Genomic DNA, 19,990 nt, shown 5'->3' on the forward strand with positions numbered 1-19,990 from the left:
ACAGTACCGATTGCAGACAAACGTTCTGCACGGTCAGCTCATGGGTGGAACGTTGATTAGTTGGCACGGTCTCAAGGACCTCTTCACAAGTACTGCTTCGGCGTGGAACGTGACGAAGGCCCGGAGGATCGTGCTTGGCACGTTGTTGGGTGTCTGAGGGTACGGCCGTATGGTTCGTATCTTCGAGGATGCCGGCCCCAGTAAAGCTCTGTTTCGGCAGGGTGTGATGGGTGGCTGGTCGTTGTTTGAGAACTACACAGTGGACGCGAGCATCTGTGGCCAAGTTTTTAAGGGCGCACGGTGGATGCCTTGGCACCAGGAACCGATGAAGGACGTGGGAGGCCACGATAGTCCCCGGGGAGCCGTCAACCAGGCTTTGATCCGGGGGTTTCCGAATGGGGAAACCCGGCAGTCGTCATGGGCTGTCACCCATGCCTGAACACATAGGGCATGTGGAGGGAACGAGGGGAAGTGAAACATCTCAGTACCCTCAGGAAGAGAAAACAACCGTGATTCCGGGAGTAGTGGCGAGCGAAACCGGATGAGGCCAAACCGTATGCGTGTGATACCCGGCAGGGGTTGCGCATGCGGGGTTGTGGGATCTCTCTTTCACAGTCTGCCGGCTGTGAGACGAGTCAGAAACCGTTGATGTAGGCGAAGGACATGCGAAAGGTCCGGCGTAGAGGGTAAGACCCCCGTAGCTGAAACATTGACGGCTCGTTTGAGAGACACCCAAGTAGCACGGGGCCCGAGAAATCCCGTGTGAATCTGGCGGGACCACCCGCTAAGCCTAAATATTCCCTGGTGACCGATAGCGGATAGTACCGTGAGGGAATGGTGAAAAGTACCGCGGGAGCGGAGTGAAATAGTACCTGAAACCGTGTGCCTACAAGCCGTGGGAGCGTCGCTCATTGGGTTTACCCAATGGGTCGTGACTGCGTGCCTTTTGAAGAATGAGCCTGCGAGTTTGCGGTGTGTTGCGAGGTTAACCCGTGTGGGGAAGCCGTAGCGAAAGCGAGTCCGAATAGGGCGATTTAGTAGCGCGCTCAAGACCCGAAGCGGAGTGATCTAGCCATGGGCAGGTTGAAGCGGAGGTAAGACTTCGTGGAGGACCGAACCCACCAGGGTTGAAAACCTGGGGGATGACCTGTGGTTAGGGGTGAAAGGCCAATCAAACTCCGTGATAGCTGGTTCTCCCCGAAATGCATTTAGGTGCAGCGTCGTGTGTTTCTTGCCGGAGGTAGAGCACTGGATAGGCGATGGGCCCTACCGGGTTACTGACCTTAGCCAAACTCCGAATGCCGGTAAGTGAGAGCACGGCAGTGAGACTGTGGGGGATAAGCTCCATGGTCGAGAGGGAAACAGCCCAGAGCATCGACTAAGGCCCCTAAGCGTACGCTAAGTGGGAAAGGATGTGGAGTCGCAGAGACAACCAGGAGGTTGGCTTAGAAGCAGCCACCCTTGAAAGAGTGCGTAATAGCTCACTGGTCAAGTGATTCCGCGCCGACAATGTAGCGGGGCTCAAGCGTACCGCCGAAGTCGTGTCATTGCAGCAATAGGGCCAACGCCCGCTGTGATGGGTAGGGGAGCGTCGTGTGCCGGGTGAAGCAGCCGCGGAAGCGAGTTGTGGACGGTTCACGAGTGAGAATGCAGGCATGAGTAGCGATACACACGTGAGAAACGTGTGCGCCGATTGACTAAGGGTTCCTGGGTCAAGCTGATCTGCCCAGGGTAAGTCGGGACCTAAGGCGAGGCCGACAGGCGTAGTCGATGGACAACCGGTTGATATTCCGGTACCCGCTTTGAAACGCCCAATATCGAGCCCATTAATGCTAAGGCCGTGAAGCCGTTCCGGACCCTTCGGGGAAAGGAAAGTGGTGGAGCCGTCGACCCAAGGTGGTAGTAGGTAAGCGATGGGGTGACGCAGGAAGGTAGTCCAGCCCGGGCGGTGGTAGTCCCGGGGTAAGGGTGTAGGGCGTGTGATAGGCAAATCCGTCACGCATTAAGCCTGAGACCTGATGCCGAGCCGATTGTGGTGAAGTGGATGATCCTATGCTGTCGAGAAAAGCCTCTAGCGAGTTTCATGGCGGCCCGTACCCTAAACCGACTCAGGTAGTCAGGTAGAGAATACCGAGGCGTTCGGGTGAACTATGGTTAAGGAACTCGGCAAAATGCCCCCGTAACTTCGGGAGAAGGGGGGCCATCACCGGTGATAGGACTTGCTCCTTGAGCTGGGGGTGGCCGCAGAGACCAGCGAGAAGCGACTGTTTACTAAAAACACAGGTCCGTGCGAAGCCGTAAGGCGATGTATACGGACTGACGCCTGCCCGGTGCTGGAACGTTAAGGGGACCGGTTAGTCACATTTCGGTGTGGCGAAGCTGAGAACTTAAGCGCCAGTAAACGGCGGTGGTAACTATAACCATCCTAAGGTAGCGAAATTCCTTGTCGGGTAAGTTCCGACCTGCACGAATGGCGTAACGACTTCTCGACTGTCTCAACCATAGGCCCGGTGAAATTGCACTACGAGTAAAGATGCTCGTTTCGCGCAGCAGGACGAAAAGACCCCGGGACCTTTACTACAGTTTGATATTGGTGTTCGGTTCGGCTTGTGTAGGATAGGTGGGAGACTTTGAAGCCGTGACGCCAGTCATGGTGGAGTCGCCGTTGAAATACCACTCTGGTCGTGCTGGATGTCTAACCTCGGTCCGTGATCCGGATCAGGGACAGTGTCTGATGGGTAGTTTAACTGGGGCGGTTGCCTCCCAAAGGGTAACGGAGGCGCCCAAAGGTTCCCTCAGCCTGGTTGGCAATCAGGTGTTGAGTGTAAGTGCACAAGGGAGCTTGACTGTGAGACCGACGGGTCGAGCAGGGACGAAAGTCGGGACTAGTGATCCGGCGGTGGCTTGTGGAAGCGCCGTCGCTCAACGGATAAAAGGTACCCCGGGGATAACAGGCTGATCTTCCCCAAGAGTCCATATCGACGGGATGGTTTGGCACCTCGATGTCGGCTCGTCGCATCCTGGGGCTGGAGTCGGTCCCAAGGGTTGGGCTGTTCGCCCATTAAAGCGGTACGCGAGCTGGGTTTAGAACGTCGTGAGACAGTTCGGTCTCTATCCGCTGTGCGCGTAGGAATATTGAGAAGGGCTGTCCCTAGTACGAGAGGACCGGGACGGACGAACCTCTGGTGTGCCAGTTGTCCTGCCAAGGGCATGGCTGGTTGGCTACGTTCGGGAGGGATAACCGCTGAAAGCATCTAAGCGGGAAGCCTGCTTCAAGATGAGTATTCCCACCTCCTTGAGAGGGTAAGGCTCCCAGTAGACCACTGGGTTGATAGGCCGGATGTGGAAGCCCAGTAATGGGTGGAGCTGACCGGTACTAATAGGCCGAGGGCTTGTCCTCAGTTGCTCGCGTCCACTGTGTTAGTTCTGAAGTAACGAACACGCCCCCCTTTGGGTGGTGCGGCGGTTCATATCTTCATAGAGTTTCGGTGGTCATAGCGTTAGGGAAACGCCCGGTTACATTCCGAACCCGGAAGCTAAGCCTTTCAGCGCCGATGGTACTGCAGGGGGGACCCTGTGGGAGAGTAGGACGCCGCCGAACAATTTTTAGCCTCAACCCCCGGATTTATTCCGGGGGTTGAGGCATTTTTGCGTTCTAGGCTTTGGCCATGCGATACGACTTGGTCATCTTCGACAATGACGGTGTGCTCGTGGACAGCGAGCCGATTTCCAACACGCTTCTCGCCGGCTATCTGACGGAGCTCGGGCATCCGACCTCGTACGAGGAATCGGTGCGCGACTACATGGGGTCCGCCATGCACCGCATCCACGAGCTGGTCGAGGAGCGGACGGGGGAGCGGTTGCCCGCGGAGTTCGACGAGACGTTCCACGCGCGGGTCTTCGCCGCCTTCGAGCGGGAGCTGGAGGCTGTGCGCGGGGCCGCGGAGGTGCTGAAGGGACTGGCCGCGGCAGGGGTTCCGTACTGTGTGGCGTCGTCCGGGAGCCATGAGCGGATTCGGGTGGGGCATCGGAAGACCGGGCTCGACGTGTGGTTCCGGGACGAGAACATCTTCAGCGCCGAGGACGTCGGGCGGGGCAAGCCGGAGCCGGATCTGTTCCTGCATGCCGCCGCGCGGATGGGGGTCGCTCCGGAGCGGTGTGTGGTCGTCGAGGACAGTGGGCTCGGGGTCCAGGCCGCCGTCGCGGCCGGGATGGACGTGTACGGGTTCACGGCGATGACGCCCGAGGAGAACCTCGCTGGTGCCACGGGGTTCTTCGGGGCGATGGGTGAGCTGCCTGCGACATTGGGTCTGTGATCCATCTACCCAGCGGTAGGTCCCGGCCCTACGCTGTGCCGCCATGACGGATGCGCGGTTGCGGCGTGGGCGGGGATCCCTGGGGGTCAGCTTCTTCGTACAGGGGGTCACGTTCGCCCTGCTGGTGACCCGAATACCGGGGATCCAGGACCGGTACGGGATCTCGGACGCGCTGCTGCCGGCCTTCCTGGCCGCCGTGCCGATCCTGGCCGGGGTGGCGAGTGTGATGACGGAGAAGGTCGTCGCCCGGGTGGGGGCCGCGGTGGTGCTGCGGTGGTCGCAGCCCGTCGTCCTGCTCGCGCTCCTGGGTGTGGGGGCCGGCACCGAGTTGTGGGAGGTGGCGGTCGCCCTCGGTCTCTTCGGGCTCGCGGTGGGTGCCTTGGACGCCTCCATGAACATGCTGGGGGTGAACCTTCAGCGGGCGTACGGGCGGAGCATCATGCTCGGCTTCCACGCCTCGTACAGCCTCGGCGGGATCGTGGGTGCCTCGCTGGCCTGGGTGGGGGCGCACTGGCACCTGTCGTTGTTCGTGTCGTACCTGCCGGTCGTGGCGGTGTTGCTGCCGGCGGCTCTCGTGGGCAGTCGGTGGTACGGGGCCGGGGAGCAGCGGACCGTGAAGGGTGCGGTGGGGGAGAGCGGGGAGGGCCGGGGGAGTGGGGTCGCCTTCGCGTTGCTGCTGCCGCTCTGTCTGGTCATGACCTTCGCGTACATAGGGGACTCGACCGTCTCCAACTGGAGTGCCAAGTACCTCCAGGACGTGCTCGGCAGTTCGGAGGAGCTGGCGACCGTGCCGTACAACGCGTACATGGTGACGACGCTTCTGGGGCGGGCGGTGGGCGACCTCGGGGTGCGGAAGCTGGGGGCGGTGACGGTCGTGCGGTGCGGGGCGGTGCTCGCGGCGCTCGGGTTCGCGGTGGTGTCCGTGGCGCCGGGGGTGTGGGTGGGGATCGCCGGGTTCACGGCGCTGGGCTTCGGGCTGAGTGTGATCGTGCCGCAGACGTTCGCGGCGGCGGGGCGGTTGGCTTTCGAACGTCACGGTCCGGGGGCGAGCGACGCGGCGGTGGCGCGGCTCAACGTCTTCAACTACGTCGGGTTCCTGATCGGCTCGCCGTTGGTGGGGGCGCTGGGGGACGCGTGGAGTTATCGGGGGGCGATGCTGGTGCCGATGGTGCTGGTCCTGGTGACGGTGGTGTATGCCACGTCGTTCGGTTCGAGAGAGGCCCGATACGGTGGCGGGCATGAGCGGCCGCGCACTGTTGATGTGGGATGAAGCTGTCACGCAGTACGACTTCGGGTCCGAGCATCCGATGGACCCGGTACGGCTCGCGCTGACCATGGGTCTCGTGCGGGCGTACGGGCTCGACCGGGCCGTGGACGTGGTCTCGGCGCCGCCGGCCGGGGACTCGACGCTGCGGCTCGTGCATCGTGAGGACTATGTGTCGGCGGTGCGGGCGGCCTCGGTGGACCCGCGCCGTGCCGATCAGGCGTACGGGATCGGGACGGTCGACGATCCGGCGTTCGCGGGGATGCACGAGGTGTCGGCGCTGATCGCGGGGCAGTCGGTCGGGGCGGCGGAGGCGGTGTGGCGCGGGGAGGCCGCGCACGCGGTGAACTTCGCGGGCGGGCTGCATCACGCGATGCCGGGGAGCGCTTCGGGGTTCTGCATCTACAACGACGCGTCGCTGGCCATCGCCCGGCTGCTCGAGCTGGGGGCGGAGCGGGTCGCGTACGTGGATGTGGACGTGCATCACGGCGACGGGGTGCAGGCGGCGTTCTGGGAGGATCCGCGGGTCCTGACGATCTCCCTGCACGAGCATCCGCGGACGCTGTTCCCGCAGACCGGGTGGCCGGAGGAGACGGGTGCGGCGGGGCCGGGTGAGGGTGGGGCCGTGAACGTGGCGCTGCCGGCCGGGACGGGTGACGCGGGGTGGCTGCGGGCCTTCCACGCGGTGGTGCCGGAGCTGATCGCGGACTTCCGGCCGCAGGTGCTCGTGACGCAGCACGGGGCGGACACGCACTTCGAGGATCCGCTGGCCCATCTGGCGGTGTCGCTGGACGCGCAGCGGGCTGTGCAGGAGGCCTGTCACGAGCTCGCGCACGAGTACGCCGAGGGGCGCTGGGTCGCGCTGGGCGGTGGCGGGTACGCGGTGGTGGACGTGGTGCCGCGGTCGTGGACGCATCTGGTGGGGATCGCGGCGCACGCCCCGGTGGAGCCGGAGTCGGTGATCCCGTCGTCCTGGAAGGACGAGGTGTACGCGCGGACGCGGCAGCTGGGGCCGGCGCGGATGACGGACGGCCGGTGGCCGGTGGACTTCCGGGACTGGGCCGCGGGGTACGACCCGGCGGACCGGCTGGACCAGGCGGTGCTGGCGACCCGGAAGGCTGCCTTCCCGCTGCGGGGGCTGCTTCCCTAGGGGGTGGCTTGTCGTCGTTACGCCGACTGTGCGCTGTCCCGGGGGTTTCGGCTCCGGGGGCGGCGTGTTCCGGCAGCATCGGGAGGGTGTTGAGTACCGGGGCGCTGCGGGCGCATCTTTTGGCGGCGGGGTTGGCGGGGACCGTGGCGACGTCGCGGGAGGAGAGCCTGCGGAGCTATCGGCTCTTCGCCGCGCGTGATCCGCGGGTGCTGCTGGGGCTCGATCCCGCCTGGGGGTGGGGTGAGGCCGATCTGCTGCGGCTGATGGCCGACAAGTGCGGGGTGTCGGGGGATCCGGAGCACCGGTCGGGGCCGGACGTCATCGACCCCGAGCGGACGCTGAGGGGGCTCGACGCGTTCGCGGCGAGGTTGGGAGCGGCGGCCGCGCGACGGGTTCCGGTGCTGTTCGGGACGGGGCATCCGCATCGTCTGCTCGGTTTCTACGTCGCGCTTGCAGACGCTTTGTCGGCGGCGGGATGTCTTGTCCTCACCCCGGCGCAGGGGCGATGTGTCGACATAACGACCCGGTTCGGCGTACGTACGTACCTCCTCGACTACGTACGGGGGGTCGCGCTGGTGCGTGAGCCCGGGCTGTCGGGGGACGGCCGTGAGGTGGGGGCGCACTCGCACTCCGCGCTGCCGGTTAGGGCCGCGCTCGAAAGCGCGGCCGAGGGGGGCGGACCGCTGCCCGAGCTCGTGGTCGGGGACCACGGCTGGGTCTGCGGTGCAGGTCAGCTGGGTATCGAGGCCATCGGTCTTGCCGATACGGATGATCCGGCGCTGTTCGTCGGTGAGGCGGAGGGGCAGGTGTCGGTGGCCGTTCCGCTTGATGACGGCGTGCGCTCCGACTACTACCGTCCGCTCACGCGCTATGTACTCAATCGAGCGTGTCTGTCACGGTAAACGGCCGATGGCAGCTCCTCTTCCCCACTCGTACCACCCGCCCCTAGTCTGGCGAGTGAGCGCTCGGCGACGAAGAGTCACCGGAGGGGAAGCCGGTGGGCGTCGCGGCGGAAGGTACAGGTGGGTCATGGCTGCTGGCGAGCGACCTCTCAACGAGGTCAAGTTTCTGACCGTGGCGGAAGTCGCCTCGGTGATGCGCGTGTCGAAGATGACCGTGTACCGCTTGGTGCACAGCGGTCATCTGCCGGCGATTCGGGTGGGCAGGTCCTTCCGGGTGCCGGAACAGGCGGTTCACGAGTACCTGAGGGAGTCCTTCGTGGGGGTGGGGACCGCGTAGCGAGCGCGCGGCCGGTATCGCCGGGAAAGTCGCGTACAGCCCTCGGATTACAAGCGAGGTGCTCGGGACGGTAGGCTAGGCCGACGTAGGTCGTGTGGGCCCAGACGCCCCGCACCGATCCCCGCCGGGAGGCGGGGATGTTCCGAGAAGTGAGCGAGGGTAGTCGTGGGCTCTGTTATCAAGAAGCGGCGCAAGCGGATGGCGAAGAAGAAGCACCGCAAGCTGCTTAAGCGCACGCGCGTTCAGCGTCGCAACAAGAAGTAAGGCGACAGCTGCACCGCAGCGATTCGTGCGTCAGGCGTGGCCCTTCACCGTTCGCGGTGGAGGGCCACGCCTTATTCGCGCCGAAATCCGGAGGCGCTACGGTGGCGACCAACGGAAGACGGACGGAAGGCGCTGATCTTGGGCAGGGTCGTGCTCGTCACCGGTGCCGCCCGGCACCTCGGGGGCCGTTTCGTACGGCGGATCCAGCGGGACCCGGAAGTGGAGCGGGTGATCGCGGTGGACGCGGTCGACCCGGCGCACCAGCTCGGCGCGGCCGAGTTCGTCCGGGCGGACATCCGCCGCCCGGCCATCGCGAAGGTCCTCGCCGAGCACGAGGTCGACACGGTCGTCCACATGGACGTCACCGGTACGGCGCTCGGGGCCGGCGGCCGTACGTCGGTCAAGGAGACCAACGTCATCGGCACCATGCAGCTCCTGGGGGCCTGCCAGAAGTCGCCGCGGATCCAGCGTCTCGTGATCAAGTCGAGTACGAGCGTCTACGGCGCCGCGCCGCGCGACCCGGCGGTCTTCACCGAGACCACCCCGGCGAAGTCGCTGCCGAGCGGGGGCTTCGCCAAGGACGCCGTCGAGGTCGAGGGGTACGTGCGGGGCTTCGCCCGGCGCCGGCCCGACGTGGCCGTGTGTGTGCTGCGCTTCGCGAACATCCTCGGACCGCGGGCGGAATCCCCGCTGACCGAGTACCTGTCGCTGCCGGTCATGCCGACCGTGCTGGGCTACGACCCGCGGCTCCAGTTCGTCCACGAGGACGACGTGATCGACGTCCTGCGCCTGGCGGCGCACGAACCCCGCAGGGCCACCCTGAACAGCGGGACGTTCAACGTGGCCGGGGACGGGGTGCTGCTGCTCTCCCAGTGCGCACGGCGGCTGGGGCGGCCGACCGTCCCGGTGCTGCTGCCCGCGGTCACCTGGGTGGGGACGGCGCTGCGCACGGTCGGGATCACCGATTTCGCACCCGAGCAGATCCGGCTGCTCACCCACGGCCGGGTCGTCTCGACGGTGCAGATGCGCGAGGTCCTCGGGTTCTCGCCGCGCTACACGACCGCGGAGGCCTTCGCGGACTTCGCGAGCAGCAGGGGGCCGGGCCTTCTGCCGCCGGAGATGCTGGCCGGGGCGGTGGACCGGCTCGCCGGCCGGCTCGCCCCGGCCGCCACCGACCCACTTCACCACGGCGCCTGAGGAGACCGGACAGCGATGGCGGACGCCAAGGTCATTCCGTTCGACGACGACCGCTCGCGGGCCCGTCGTCGGCCCAGCAGGGCCGACGGGGAGGCGGCGGCCGTGAGAGCCCTGCCCGGGGCGCAGCAGAGCCCTGAGGAGCCGGAGCGGGCCGGTGAGGGGCCGGCCCGCGCCGAGGCCGGGACCGACGGACGCGGGGCCGGTGCCGGGGGCGGTGCCGGTGTGGACGCAGGGAGCCGTGCCGGGGGGTGGGAGCGGCGGCTCGCGGGTGGGCTCGCGTTCCTGCGGCGGCGGATCACCGGTGAGTACGAGGTCGACGAGTTCGGCTACGACGAGGAGCTCACCGACCAGGTCCTGATGTCGCTGCTGCGCCCGCTGTACGACAAGTACTTCCGGGTCGAGGTGAAGGGCATCGAGAACATCCCGGACAAGGGCGGGGCCCTGATCGTCGCCAACCACTCGGGGACCCTGCCGCTGGACGGGCTGATGATGCAGGTCGCCGTCCACGACCGGCACCCGGCGGGGCGGCACCTGCGGCTGCTCGCCGCGGATCTGGTCTTCGTCCTGCCGGTGGTCAACGAGCTGGCGCGGAAGGCGGGGCACACCCTGGCCTGCGCGGAGGACGCGGAGCGGCTGCTGAGGGCGGGCGAGATCGTCGGTGTGATGCCGGAGGGCTTCAAGGGCATCGGGAAGCCGTTCTCCGAGCGGTACAAGCTCCAGCGGTTCGGGCGGGGCGGTTTCGTCTCGACGGCGCTGCGGGCGGGGGTGCCGATCGTGCCCTGCTCGATCGTGGGCGCCGAGGAGATCTACCCGATGATCGGGAACGCCAAGACGCTGGCGAGGGTGCTCGGCGTCCCGTACGTGCCGATCACTCCGACCTTCCCGTGGCTGGGGCCGCTCGGGGCGCTGCCGCTGCCGACGAAGTGGACCATCCAGTTCGGGGAGCCGATTCCGACGGACGGGTACGCGCGGGAGGCGGCGGAGGACCCGATGCTGATGTTCAACCTGACGGATCAGGTCAGGGAGCAGATACAGCACACGCTGTACAAGCTGCTCGTGCAGCGGCGGTCGGTGTTCTTCTGACGGTGCGGCCGGCCGCCGGGATCGCCTGCCCGACGGACGGAGTCCGGCGCAGGCTTCCGAAGCCCGTGAGGCCCCCTGGGGCCGAGCGGTGCGAGGGAGGCAGAGAAGGAGGCGCCAAGCTGCTCGTGCAGCGGCGGTCGGTGTTCTTCTGACGGTGCACAGAGGTGAGGGGCGCCCCCGTCCGTGGGGCGCCCCTCACCTCTTGCTAGCGAGCGTCCTCGCTGTCGATGCCGAGGCCTGGAAGCAGGCCCGGCAGGAGTGGCGGAAGAGTCACGTCCGGTGCGTCGGGGGGTGCCGGGATCGTGGGTGAGGGCGCCGTCGGCGGGCCGGTCGGGGAGGGCGGCTGGAGCAGCCCCCCGGTGTCGCCGCCGAGGAGACCGTCGTCTTCCGGTGAGGTGGTGGTGCCGCTGTCCGGGCTCGCGCTCGTGCTCGTACCGGTGCTCGGGGTCGTACCGGACGGGCGGGACGGGGCGGAGGTGCTGCCGGTGGGCGGCGCCTCGTGGGTGGACGACGGACGCTGGGTGTCCGGCCGGCGGGTGTCCTGCGGGGTGCTGGTTCCGCCGGTCGGGCGGTCGGTGGTGATGCCGTCCTTCTCCAGGGTGCGGGGAAGCACCGACTGGAGCGGCTCGACCTCTTCGTCCATGGCGTCGAAGACCCCGGTCACCTCGCTGCCGACGTCCGCGAGCTGCACGGGGAGCCGGTCGCGGAGGCCGTTCCAGGTGTCCCGGTGGGCCTGGGCGAAGGAGTTGAGCCGGGCCATCGGGCCGATCTCGCCGTCCTGCTCGTACGCCTCGCGGAGCAGGCGGTGGCCCTCGCTGGCGTCGTGCTTCATTCCGCCCAGGACGCGGCGGATCTCGGTGAGCGACTCGTGGTCGAGGTCGCCGGCGCGGCCACGCTCCATGAGCCTGCGGGCCTCGCTGAGCCGGGTGGACGCCTGGTCGAGGTAGATGCCGCCGCGGTCCGCGACGTCGTCCGCCATGCCGAGCTTGATGTCCTCCATGCCCCGCTTGAGCCCGTACAGCGAGTCACCTGGGAGGGCGTCGGAGCTGGCGGCGGCGACACCGCCGAAGGCTCCCGCGGCCACACCGACGGTGAGACCGCCGGCGGCGAGGCCCTTGGACCAGCGGGAGCGTGGGCGGAGTTTCCGGAGTGGGGAGGCCCGGTGGGCTCCCTTGGCACCCGGTGCCCGTTGCTCCGGGACCGTAGGTCCCGCGGCCGCGCTCCCCTCCATGAGCATCGCTTCCATGGCGGCGACGAGCTGTGCTCGCTGCACCACCTTGACCTCGGGGTCCAGCTGTGGTTTCGGCAGTTCGCCGAGGCCGTTCGCCAGGGCCAACAGCCGTCCCTGCTCCGCCGGTTCGGCCGGAGCTTCGGGCTGATCGGCTGCCGCGCCCTCGGCCGCCCGGTCCTCCAGGGCCTGGGCGAAGGCGTTCGCCCGCCGGTGCGCCGATACGTTCGCGATCACTGGCGGCACCTCCTCTCGTCATGACGGTCGACTCCCCGGGGTGTCCGGAAGGTTGCACACCTTGAACGCATCCACTCGAACGAGTGAGTGGCTGCGGGCATGGCGTGACCACAGGGAGCCTGCATTCCGCACAACGAGCGGCGCGGCACTTGGGTTACGCGCGAAAGATGATCCGACCAGTGTGTCACCGAGTGGTCACCGACTGTGAGTTGTGCGGGGGTCGTGGGATGTGGGGGGTGGGGCGTGGGCCGGTGGGGCCCGGACCGGCGCGTGGGGGCGCGTGGGGGGCGCGTACCGGTCAGCGGGCGTCGTCCGGGAGCAGGCGGGCCAGGGTGCGGACGGCCCGGTACTGGAGCGTCTTGATGGCGCCCTCGTTCTTCCCCATGACGCGGGCGGTCTCGGCGACCGAGAGGCCCTGGAGGAAGCGCAGGGTCACGCACTCCTGCTGCTGGGGGTTGAGGCGGCGGACCGCGTCGAGCAGTGCCGCGTTGGAGAGGGACTCCAGGACGGAGTCCTCGGGGCTGCGCTCCACCTCGTTGGCGTCGAGCATCTCGCCGGTCGTCACTTCGAGGCGGAAGCGGCTGGACTTGAAGTGGTCGGCGACGAGGTTGCGGGCGATGGTGACGAGCCAGGCGCCGAAGTCGCGGCCCTGCCAGGTGAAGGTGGAGATCCGGCGCAGGGCGCGCAGGAACGTCTCGCTGGTCAGGTCCTCCGCGGTCGCCTTCCCGCCGACGCGGTAGTAGATGTAGCGGTAGACGGTGTCGCTGTACTGGTCGTACAGGCGGCCGAAGGCCTCGGCCTCGCCGGCCTGGGCGCGCTCGACCAGGTCCATCATGCGAGCGCTGTCGCTGTCGGCGGTGGGGCGGCGGGCGGCGGTCGAGGTTCCGGCGCCACCGCGGGTTCCCCGTCTGCCCACGGCGGCGCTGCCGTCGGCCAGGGCATAGCAAGGGCCGGCGGGTGCCGGTGAGGCGAAGGCGAAGGCGGGGACAGGGCCGGCGTACGCGGTGGGGACGAAGCCGCGCAAGTGGTCGAGGACCGTTGCGCGCAGCGTAGCCAGGCCCGAGGTGTCAACCCCGACGTGTGGGTACACGGGACTCCCAGAGGCAGAGCTTCCATCACGTGCAGTGCGGGACCGTTCACTCGTCGTGGCGACGGGAGGGGTCCTTTGTGCGTCTGAGGAGAATAACGCTTCGTACAGGCAGCGCTACACCCAGTTGCTCAAATCACCGATTACGTCGTTTCCGTTACTGCTTGCAGTCATAACTGGCCACTGTTCGTGACCGATTGTTGATCGAATTGCTTCCGAGTGTGACTGCGCGGGCGTTGCGTTGTGCTCAAGTGCAGAACGGGTGAGTGATCGGGGCCGCTGCTGGGTAAGGACCCCGGAATGCCTGGGAGTCGACCTGTGCGGGAGTGTTCGACCACGGAAGGGTGAGGGGGCCTGGTCCGGGGTTGTCGCAGATGATCGCAGCCGAAACGTATCGGCAGAGCGGCGGCGCACCGGGGCGAGGCCCCCGGTGCGAGGCGGGTGTTCGGGTCAGTGGCGGCGGCGGTGGAGGGCGACCGCGGCGGCGGTGCCGCCGGCGAGCGCGCCCAGGCCCGCGGCGGCGGGGATGCCGACCTTGGCGGCCTTGCGGCCGGTCCGGTAGTCGCGCAGGCGCCACTCCCGGGCCTTCGCGTGCTTGCGGAGCTTGGTGTCCGGGTTGATCGCGTACGGGTGTCCGACGAGCGAGAGCATCGGGATGTCGTTGTGCGAGTCGCTGTAGGCGGCGCAGCGGCTCAGGTCGAGGCCCTCGGCGGCGGCGAGCGCGCGTACGGCCTCGGCCTTGGCCGGTCCGTGCAGGGGCTCGCCGACCAACTTGCCGGTGTAGACGCCGTCGACGGACTCGGCGACCGTGCCGAGCGCGCCGGTCAGGCCGAGTCGTCGGGCGATGATCGTGGCGGTCTCGACCGGGGCGGCCGTGACGAGCCACACCTTCTGGCCCGCGTCCAGGTGGGCCTGGGCGAGGCCGCGGGTGCCGGGCCAGATGCGGTCGGCCATGTACTCGTCGTAGATCTCCTCGCCGATCGACATCAGTTCGGAGACGCGGTGGCCCTGGACGATGGACAGGGCGCTGTCGCGGGCGTCCTGCATGTGCTCGGGGTCCTCGACGCCGGCGAGCCGGAACCAGGCCTGCTGCCAGGCGAAGCGGGCGAGCTCGCGGCGCTGGAAGAACTTCCGCTTGTACAGGCCGCGGCCGAAGTGGAAGATCGCGGCGCCCTGCATCACGGTGTTGTCGAGATCGAAGAAGGCCGCTGCCTGTACGTCGCCGACGACCGGGAACTCCGGTTCGGCCGGGGCGGCGGTCTCGGCGGCCGCGGTCTCCGCCGCCGCCTCCTCCCGCTCCCGTTCCAGCTGGAGCGAGGACTTCCGCGCTGCCTCGGCAGCGGCCTCGCCTGCGAGGACGCTGCGCGCGGTGGCGGAGCGCCTACGAGGGGTGAGCCATCCCAGAGCGGCCATGTCGTGAGCATAGCCAGTCTGTTCGGTACTTCCCGACTTGTGGCGATGCCGGGGCGTGAACACTGCGGGGCTCTCCTGTTAATTGGACAGAATGGACGTCATGTTCGGACGGACGAAGAAGAAGGACGCCGCATCGCGCACCGTGACGCTGATCGGCAAGCCGGGTTGCCATCTCTGTGACGACGCCCGGGCGGTGATCGAGGCCGTGTGTGCCGAAACAGGGGCACGATGGGAGGAGAAGGACATCACGCTCGACGAGGAGCTTCACCGGGCGTACTGGGAGCAGATCCCCGTCGTGCTCGTCGACGGTGAACAGCACACCTTCTGGCGGGTGGATCCCGAGCGGCTCCGGCGCGAGCTGGGTGCGTGACCGAAAGGCGGTTACCATCATGGACGTTTTGTTGGGTTTCGGGGGCGGCGTCGTGAGGAGTGTGTGCGGTTTTGCCCCCTTCGGGATCTCAACGCTCTGACCTGCTCCGCGGTTCCGCGACGATGGGAACCAGTCGCGTGACCCCGGTCACTTTGGCCGGACAAAACGGACACCATCTTTGTGCACGCGTTCACAAAGACATAGCCTGCATTCGACGGGGCGGTCTTGGGACATATGGCCGCCTGCAGCCCCGCTCATCCCGCAGGAGCACCGTGGCAACTGGCCGAACTCACCGACCGGCGACCCGTAGCCGAGGAATTCCCGAGGCCACCGTCGCCCGGCTTCCGCTGTATCTGCGCGCACTGACCGCGCTGTCGGAGCGCTCCGTACCCACGGTCTCCTCCGAGGAGCTCGCGGCCGCCGCGGGCGTCAACTCCGCGAAGCTGCGCAAGGACTTCAGCTACCTCGGCTCGTACGGCACCCGTGGTGTCGGCTACGACGTCGAGTACCTCGTCTACCAGATCTCCCGTGAGCTGGGGCTCACCCAGGACTGGCCCGTCGTCATCGTCGGCATCGGTAACCTCGGCGCCGCGCTCGCCGGCTACGGCGGCTTCGCCTCCCGTGGCTTCCGGGTCGCCGCGCTGATCGACGCCGACCCCGCCATGACCGGCAAGCCGGTCGCCGGGATCCCCGTCCAGCACAGCGACGACCTCGAGAAGATCATCAATGAGGACGGCGTCTCCATCGGCGTCATCGCGACCCCGGCCGGCGTCGCCCAGCAGGTCTGCGACCGGCTGGTGGCCGCCGGAGTCACCTCCATCCTGAACTTCGCCCCGACCGTGCTCTCCGTGCCCGACGGCGTGGACGTGCGCAAGGTCGACCTCTCCATCGAGCTCCAGATCCTCGCCTTCCACGAGCAGCGGAAGGCCGGCGAGGAGGCGGGCGCCGAGAGCGGCCCGGACTCGGGCACGGACACCGGTGCGCCCGCCGCGCCGCCCGCCGCCCGCACCGCGGGCGGCAGCCGCAAGGGACCCGACGGGGACGTCCCCGCCGTGATGCCGGCATGAGCCTCCTCGTCGTCGGGCTGAGCCACCGCAGCGCCCCGGTCTCCATCCTGGAGCGGGCCGCGCTGCCGCAGGACACCCAGATCAAGCTCCTCCAGGACACCCTCGCCGCCGAACCGGCCGCCGAGGCCACCGCCCTGGCCACCTGCAACCGCATCGAGCTCTACGCCGACGTGGACAAGTTCCACGCCGGTGTCGCCGAGCTGTCCACGCTCCTCGCGCAGCACAGCGGCGTCGGCCTGGACGAGCTCACTCCCTATCTCTACGTGCACTACGAGGACCGGGCCGTCCACCACCTCTTCTCGGTGGCCTGCGGGCTCGACTCCATGGTGGTCGGCGAGGGCCAGATCCTCGGCCAGATCAAGGACGCGCTCGCGCTCGGCCAGGAGCAGCACACCGCCGGACGCCTCCTCAACGACCTCTTCCAGCAGGCCCTGAGGGTCGGCAAGCGCGCCCACAGCGAGACCGGGATCGACCGGGCCGGGCAGTCGCTCGTCACCTTCGGCCTGGAGCAGCTCGCCGCCGGCGAGGGCGACACGGACGTCGACACCTGGGCCAAGGGCAAGCGGGCGCTCGTCATCGGCGCCGGATCGATGTCCTCGCTGGCCGCGGCCACGCTCGCGCGCTCCGGCGTCTCCGAGGTCGTGATCGCCAACCGCACCCTGGCCCGCGCCGAGCGGCTCGCCCAGATCCTGAGCGAGCCCGGTGGTACGGGAGTGGCCGCACGCGCGGTCGAGATGGTTGCCGTCGGCGACGAACTGACACGTGCCGACGTCGTCGTCTCCTGCACCGGCGCCACCGGACTGGTCCTCACCGCCGAGGCCGTCGAGACCGCCGTCCGGGGCCGCCGTACCCCCCTCGCCCTGCTCGACCTCGCCATGCCCCGCGACATCGACGCCGCCGCGCACCGGATCCCCGGCGTCCGGCTCGTCGACATCGAGTCGCTCGCCGAGGCCTCCGCCGACGCGCCCATGGCCGCCGACGTCGACCAGGTCCGGGGCATCGTCTCCGACGAGGTCGCCGCCTTCGGCGCCGCCCAGCGCGCCGCGCACATCACCCCGACCGTCGTCGCCCTGCGCACGATGGCCGCCGATGTCGTGGCCAACGAGGTCGCCCGGCTCGAAGGCCGGCTGCCCGGCCTCGACGACAAGCAGCGCGCCGAGATCACCCAGACCGTGCGACGCGTGGTCGACAAGCTCCTGCACGCGCCGACCGTGCGGGTCAAGCAGCTGGCCAGCGAGCCCGGCGGCGCCGGGTACGCGGACGCGCTGCGGACACTCTTCGACCTCGACCCGGAGACGGTCGCATCCGTCAGCCGGGCCGACCTGAATGACGCCGACGTCAAGAACCGAGGGCGAGTATGACCGAGAGGGCACTGAGGCTCGGGACCAGGCGCAGCAAGCTCGCCATGGCCCAGTCCGGGCACGTGGCCGACGCCGTCCGGCAGCTGACCGGCCGGCCCGTCGAGCTCGTGGAGATCACGACGTACGGGGACACCTCCCGGGAGCACCTCGCACAGATCGGCGGCACCGGCGTCTTCGTCGCCGCCCTGCGCGACGCGCTGCTCGCCGGGGACGTGGACTTCGCCGTCCACTCCCTGAAGGACCTGCCGACCGCCCAGCACCCCGAGCTCGTGCTGGCCGCGATCCCGAAGCGCGAGGACCCGCGCGACGTGCTGATCGCACGGGAAGGCGTCACACTCGACCGGCTGCCCAAGGGCGCCCGCGTCGGCACCGGCTCGCCGCGGCGCATGGCCCAGCTCCACGCGTACGCGCGCAGCCACGGTCTGGAGATCACCTGTGTCCCGATCCGGGGGAACATCGACACCCGGGTCGGCTACGTACACAGCGGTGAACTGGACGCGGTGGTACTCGCCGCGGCCGGTCTCAACCGCATCGGCGGGACCGCGGAGCTGACCGGCTCCCTGTCGCTCGACCACCTGTCGGTCGACTCGGTCCTGCCCGCCCCCGGTCAGGGGGCCCTGGCGATCGAGTGCCCGGCGTCCGACGCCGAGCTCGTCGCCACGCTCGCCGCTCTCGACGACCCGCTCACGCGGGCCGCCGTGACGGCCGAGCGATCCCTGCTCGCCGCCCTGGAGGCCGGCTGCTCCGCACCCGTGGGTGCGCTGGCCGACCTGCTGGCCGACGACCCCGGTCACGGGCAGGTTGTCACCGAAATGCGCCTGCGCGGCGTCGTCGGCACCACCGACGGCTCGACGCTGGTGCAGCTGTCCACCACCGGTCCCGTACCCACCTCGCACGACGAGGCGATGCAGCTCGGACGCGAACTCGCGGACGAGATGCTCGCCAAGGGTGCGGCTGGTCTTATGGGGGAGCGAGCACTTTGAACCCCACCCGCCCGACCACCAGCCCTGTGTCCCCGGCCTTCACCGGCCACGGGCACGTCACGTTCCTCGGCGCAGGACCGGGAGACCCCGGACTGCTGACCCTCAGGGCCGTCGAGGCCCTCGCGGGCGCGGACGTCCTGATCGCCGAGCCGGAGGTGCTCGAGGTCGTTCGCGACCATGCGCGTGCGGGGGTGAGCACGCCTGAGCTGACGGTTGTTGACGAAGCGTCAACAGCCGCCGGAGTCCCCGTGTTGAGGGATGCCGCCAATCTTGTCATGGAGGCCGCGAGGGGCGGCAGGCGGGTCGTCCGTGCGGTGACCGGCGACCCCGGCCTCGACGGGAACGCGGGAGCCGAGATGCTCGCCTGCGCCGCCGAGGGCATCCCCTTCGAGGTCGTCCCCGGTGTCGCCACCGCGGTCGGCGTGCCCGCCTACGCCGGTGTCCCGCTGCGCGACGCGCAGGGCACGGACGTGCGGTTCGTCGACGCCAGGACCGCCGACGAGCGGTGCTGGTCCGAGGTCGGCGCCTCCGACGGCACCGTCGTCGTGTCCACCTCGCTCGACTCGGTGGCCGCGGCCGCCGGTGAACTGGTGGCGGCTGGCCGTAAGCCGGACACCCCGCTCACCGTCACGATCGCGGGCACGACCACCCGGCAGCGGACCTGGACCGCGACGCTCGGCACGATCGCCCAGGTCTTCAAGCAGGGCAAGATCCTCCCCTCGCCCGAGGGCCACCGGCCCGTGATAGCCGTGGTCGGCGAGCGCAGCGCCCCGGCGCAGCGGGACCAGCTGTCGTGGTTCGAGTCGAAGCCGCTCTTCGGGTGGCGGGTGCTCGTGCCGCGCACGAAGGAGCAGGCCGCCTCGCTCTCCGACCAGCTGCGTTCGTACGGCGCCGTGCCGCACGAGGTGCCGACGATCGCCGTCGAGCCGCCGCGGACCCCGCAGCAGATGGAGCGGGCGGTCAAGGGACTCGTCACCGGACGGTACGAGTGGATCGCCTTCACCTCGGTGAACGCGGTCAAGGCCGTGCGCGAGAAGTTCGAGGAGTACGGGCTCGATGCCCGGGCCTTCGCCGGGATCAAGGTCGCGGCGGTGGGTGAGCAGACCGCGGCGGCGCTGGTCGACTTCGGTGTGAAGCCGGATCTCGTGCCGAGTGGTGAGCAGTCGGCGGCGGGGCTCCTTGAGGACTGGCCGCCGTACGACCCCGTCTTCGACCCGATCGACCGCGTCTTCCTGCCGCGGGCCGACATCGCGACCGAGACGCTGGTCGCCGGGCTCATCGAGCTCGGGTGGGAGGTCGACGACGTCACCGCCTACCGGACCGTACGGGCTTCGCCGCCGCCGGCGGACACGCGGGAGGCGATCAAGGGCGGTGGGTTCGACGCCGTTCTGTTCACGTCGTCCTCGACCGTGCGGAACCTGGTCGGTATCGCCGGGAAGCCGCACAACGTGACCGTGATCGCGTGCATCGGTCCCGCCACGGCCAAGACGGCCGAGGAGCACGGGCTGCGGGTGGACGTGCTGTCGCCCGAGCCGTCCGTGCACAAGCTGGCCGAGGCGCTGGCGGACTTCGGGCTGCGGCGGCGGGAGGCTGCGCTGGAGGCGGGGGATCCGGTGACGCGGCCCAGTGAGCGGCGGCCGGGGGCGCGGAGGCGGCGGACCACGTAGGTGGTCGTTCGCCCGGTCGGGGCGCGGGTTCCTTTACGGGGCCCGCGCCCCGGTGCGTTTCGGG

16 protein-coding genes and 2 rRNA genes are annotated in these 19,990 nt (G+C 68.6%); 15 read left to right on the plus strand and 3 right to left on the minus strand.

Annotated elements, in window-relative coordinates; genetic code table 11:
* The first annotated feature begins 277 nt into the window (after window positions 1-277).
* The 10 genes from DEJ46_RS22465 to DEJ46_RS22510 all read left to right on the plus strand — a co-directional run bounded on the left by DEJ46_RS22465 (window position 278) and on the right by DEJ46_RS22510 (window position 10,513).
* Window positions 278-3,400: ribosomal RNA gene (locus DEJ46_RS22465) — 23S ribosomal RNA — on the plus strand.
* An 84-nt stretch (window positions 3,401-3,484) separates the two neighbouring features.
* Window positions 3,485-3,601: ribosomal RNA gene (rrf, locus tag DEJ46_RS22470) — 5S ribosomal RNA — on the plus strand.
* A 67-nt stretch (window positions 3,602-3,668) separates the two neighbouring features.
* On the plus strand, window positions 3,669-4,316 hold the full coding sequence (locus DEJ46_RS22475) for an HAD family hydrolase (RefSeq protein ID WP_150269049.1): 648 nt from the start codon (window positions 3,669-3,671) through the stop codon (window positions 4,314-4,316).
* 43 nt (window positions 4,317-4,359) lie between these two features.
* On the plus strand, window positions 4,360-5,586 hold the full coding sequence (locus tag DEJ46_RS22480) for an MFS transporter (protein ID WP_150269051.1): 1,227 nt from the start codon (window positions 4,360-4,362) through the stop codon (window positions 5,584-5,586).
* Window positions 5,555-6,730, plus strand: coding sequence for an acetoin utilization protein AcuC (locus DEJ46_RS22485; protein ID WP_150269053.1), 1,176 nt, complete (start codon window positions 5,555-5,557; stop codon window positions 6,728-6,730). The genes DEJ46_RS22480 and DEJ46_RS22485 overlap by 32 nt, the downstream gene beginning before the upstream one ends.
* 86 nt (window positions 6,731-6,816) lie before the next feature.
* Window positions 6,817-7,632, plus strand: coding sequence for a phosphatase (locus tag DEJ46_RS22490; RefSeq protein ID WP_150269055.1), 816 nt, complete (start codon window positions 6,817-6,819; stop codon window positions 7,630-7,632).
* Window positions 7,633-7,759: 127 nt separating this feature from the next.
* Entirely contained in the window at window positions 7,760-7,969 is a 210-nt protein-coding gene (locus tag DEJ46_RS22495) for a helix-turn-helix domain-containing protein (RefSeq protein ID WP_015034391.1), read from the plus strand.
* A 165-nt stretch (window positions 7,970-8,134) separates the two neighbouring features.
* Window positions 8,135-8,233: a 30S ribosomal protein bS22 gene (locus DEJ46_RS22500; RefSeq protein ID WP_003948845.1), complete on the plus strand. Its 99-nt coding sequence runs from the start codon at window positions 8,135-8,137 to the stop codon at window positions 8,231-8,233.
* 138 nt (window positions 8,234-8,371) lie between these two features.
* The gene (locus DEJ46_RS22505) at window positions 8,372-9,430 is read left to right on the plus strand and encodes an NAD-dependent epimerase/dehydratase family protein (protein WP_150269056.1); all 1,059 of its coding nucleotides are present in this window, start codon (window positions 8,372-8,374) and stop codon (window positions 9,428-9,430) included.
* Between the two features lie 15 nt (window positions 9,431-9,445).
* The gene (locus DEJ46_RS22510; protein ID WP_150269058.1) at window positions 9,446-10,513 is read left to right on the plus strand and encodes a lysophospholipid acyltransferase family protein; all 1,068 of its coding nucleotides are present in this window, start codon (window positions 9,446-9,448) and stop codon (window positions 10,511-10,513) included.
* A 205-nt stretch (window positions 10,514-10,718) separates the two neighbouring features.
* Here DEJ46_RS22510 and DEJ46_RS22515 read toward each other — a convergent pair whose 3' ends face one another.
* The 3 genes from DEJ46_RS22515 to DEJ46_RS22525 all read right to left on the minus strand — a co-directional run bounded on the left by DEJ46_RS22515 (window position 10,719) and on the right by DEJ46_RS22525 (window position 14,478).
* Entirely contained in the window at window positions 10,719-11,978 is a 1,260-nt protein-coding gene (locus DEJ46_RS22515; RefSeq protein WP_150269060.1) for a DUF5667 domain-containing protein, read from the minus strand.
* Between the two features lie 298 nt (window positions 11,979-12,276).
* Window positions 12,277-13,068: an ECF subfamily RNA polymerase sigma factor, BldN family gene (locus DEJ46_RS22520; RefSeq protein WP_055642830.1), complete on the minus strand. Its 792-nt coding sequence runs from the start codon at window positions 13,066-13,068 to the stop codon at window positions 12,277-12,279.
* A gap of 447 nt (window positions 13,069-13,515) precedes the next feature.
* Entirely contained in the window at window positions 13,516-14,478 is a 963-nt protein-coding gene (locus DEJ46_RS22525) for an HAD family hydrolase (protein ID WP_150269062.1), read from the minus strand.
* Between the two features lie 91 nt (window positions 14,479-14,569).
* On the opposite strand from DEJ46_RS22525, the gene DEJ46_RS22530 reads away from it, so the two are divergent.
* The 5 genes from DEJ46_RS22530 to DEJ46_RS22550 all read left to right on the plus strand — a co-directional run bounded on the left by DEJ46_RS22530 (window position 14,570) and on the right by DEJ46_RS22550 (window position 19,926).
* The gene (locus tag DEJ46_RS22530; RefSeq protein WP_150269063.1) at window positions 14,570-14,848 is read left to right on the plus strand and encodes a glutaredoxin family protein; all 279 of its coding nucleotides are present in this window, start codon (window positions 14,570-14,572) and stop codon (window positions 14,846-14,848) included.
* Window positions 14,849-15,120: 272 nt separating this feature from the next.
* Window positions 15,121-15,915 carry a redox-sensing transcriptional repressor Rex gene (locus DEJ46_RS22535; RefSeq protein ID WP_150269065.1) on the plus strand — a complete coding sequence of 265 codons (795 nt, stop codon included), beginning with the start codon at window positions 15,121-15,123 and terminating at the stop codon, window positions 15,913-15,915.
* Complete coding sequence (locus DEJ46_RS22540; RefSeq protein WP_150269067.1) at window positions 15,912-17,276, plus strand: glutamyl-tRNA reductase; 1,365 nt, start codon at window positions 15,912-15,914, stop codon at window positions 17,274-17,276. Before DEJ46_RS22535 ends, DEJ46_RS22540 begins: the two co-directional genes overlap by 4 nt.
* The gene (gene hemC / locus DEJ46_RS22545) at window positions 17,273-18,259 is read left to right on the plus strand and encodes a hydroxymethylbilane synthase (RefSeq protein WP_150269069.1); all 987 of its coding nucleotides are present in this window, start codon (window positions 17,273-17,275) and stop codon (window positions 18,257-18,259) included. Before DEJ46_RS22540 ends, hemC begins: the two co-directional genes overlap by 4 nt.
* Window positions 18,256-19,926, plus strand: coding sequence for a uroporphyrinogen-III synthase (locus DEJ46_RS22550; RefSeq protein ID WP_150269071.1), 1,671 nt, complete (start codon window positions 18,256-18,258; stop codon window positions 19,924-19,926). Before hemC ends, DEJ46_RS22550 begins: the two co-directional genes overlap by 4 nt.
* Window positions 19,927-19,990 lie beyond the last annotated feature (64 nt).

Source organism: Streptomyces venezuelae, assembly GCF_008642375.1.
Lineage (GTDB): Bacteria > Actinomycetota > Actinomycetes > Streptomycetales > Streptomycetaceae > Streptomyces > Streptomyces venezuelae_G.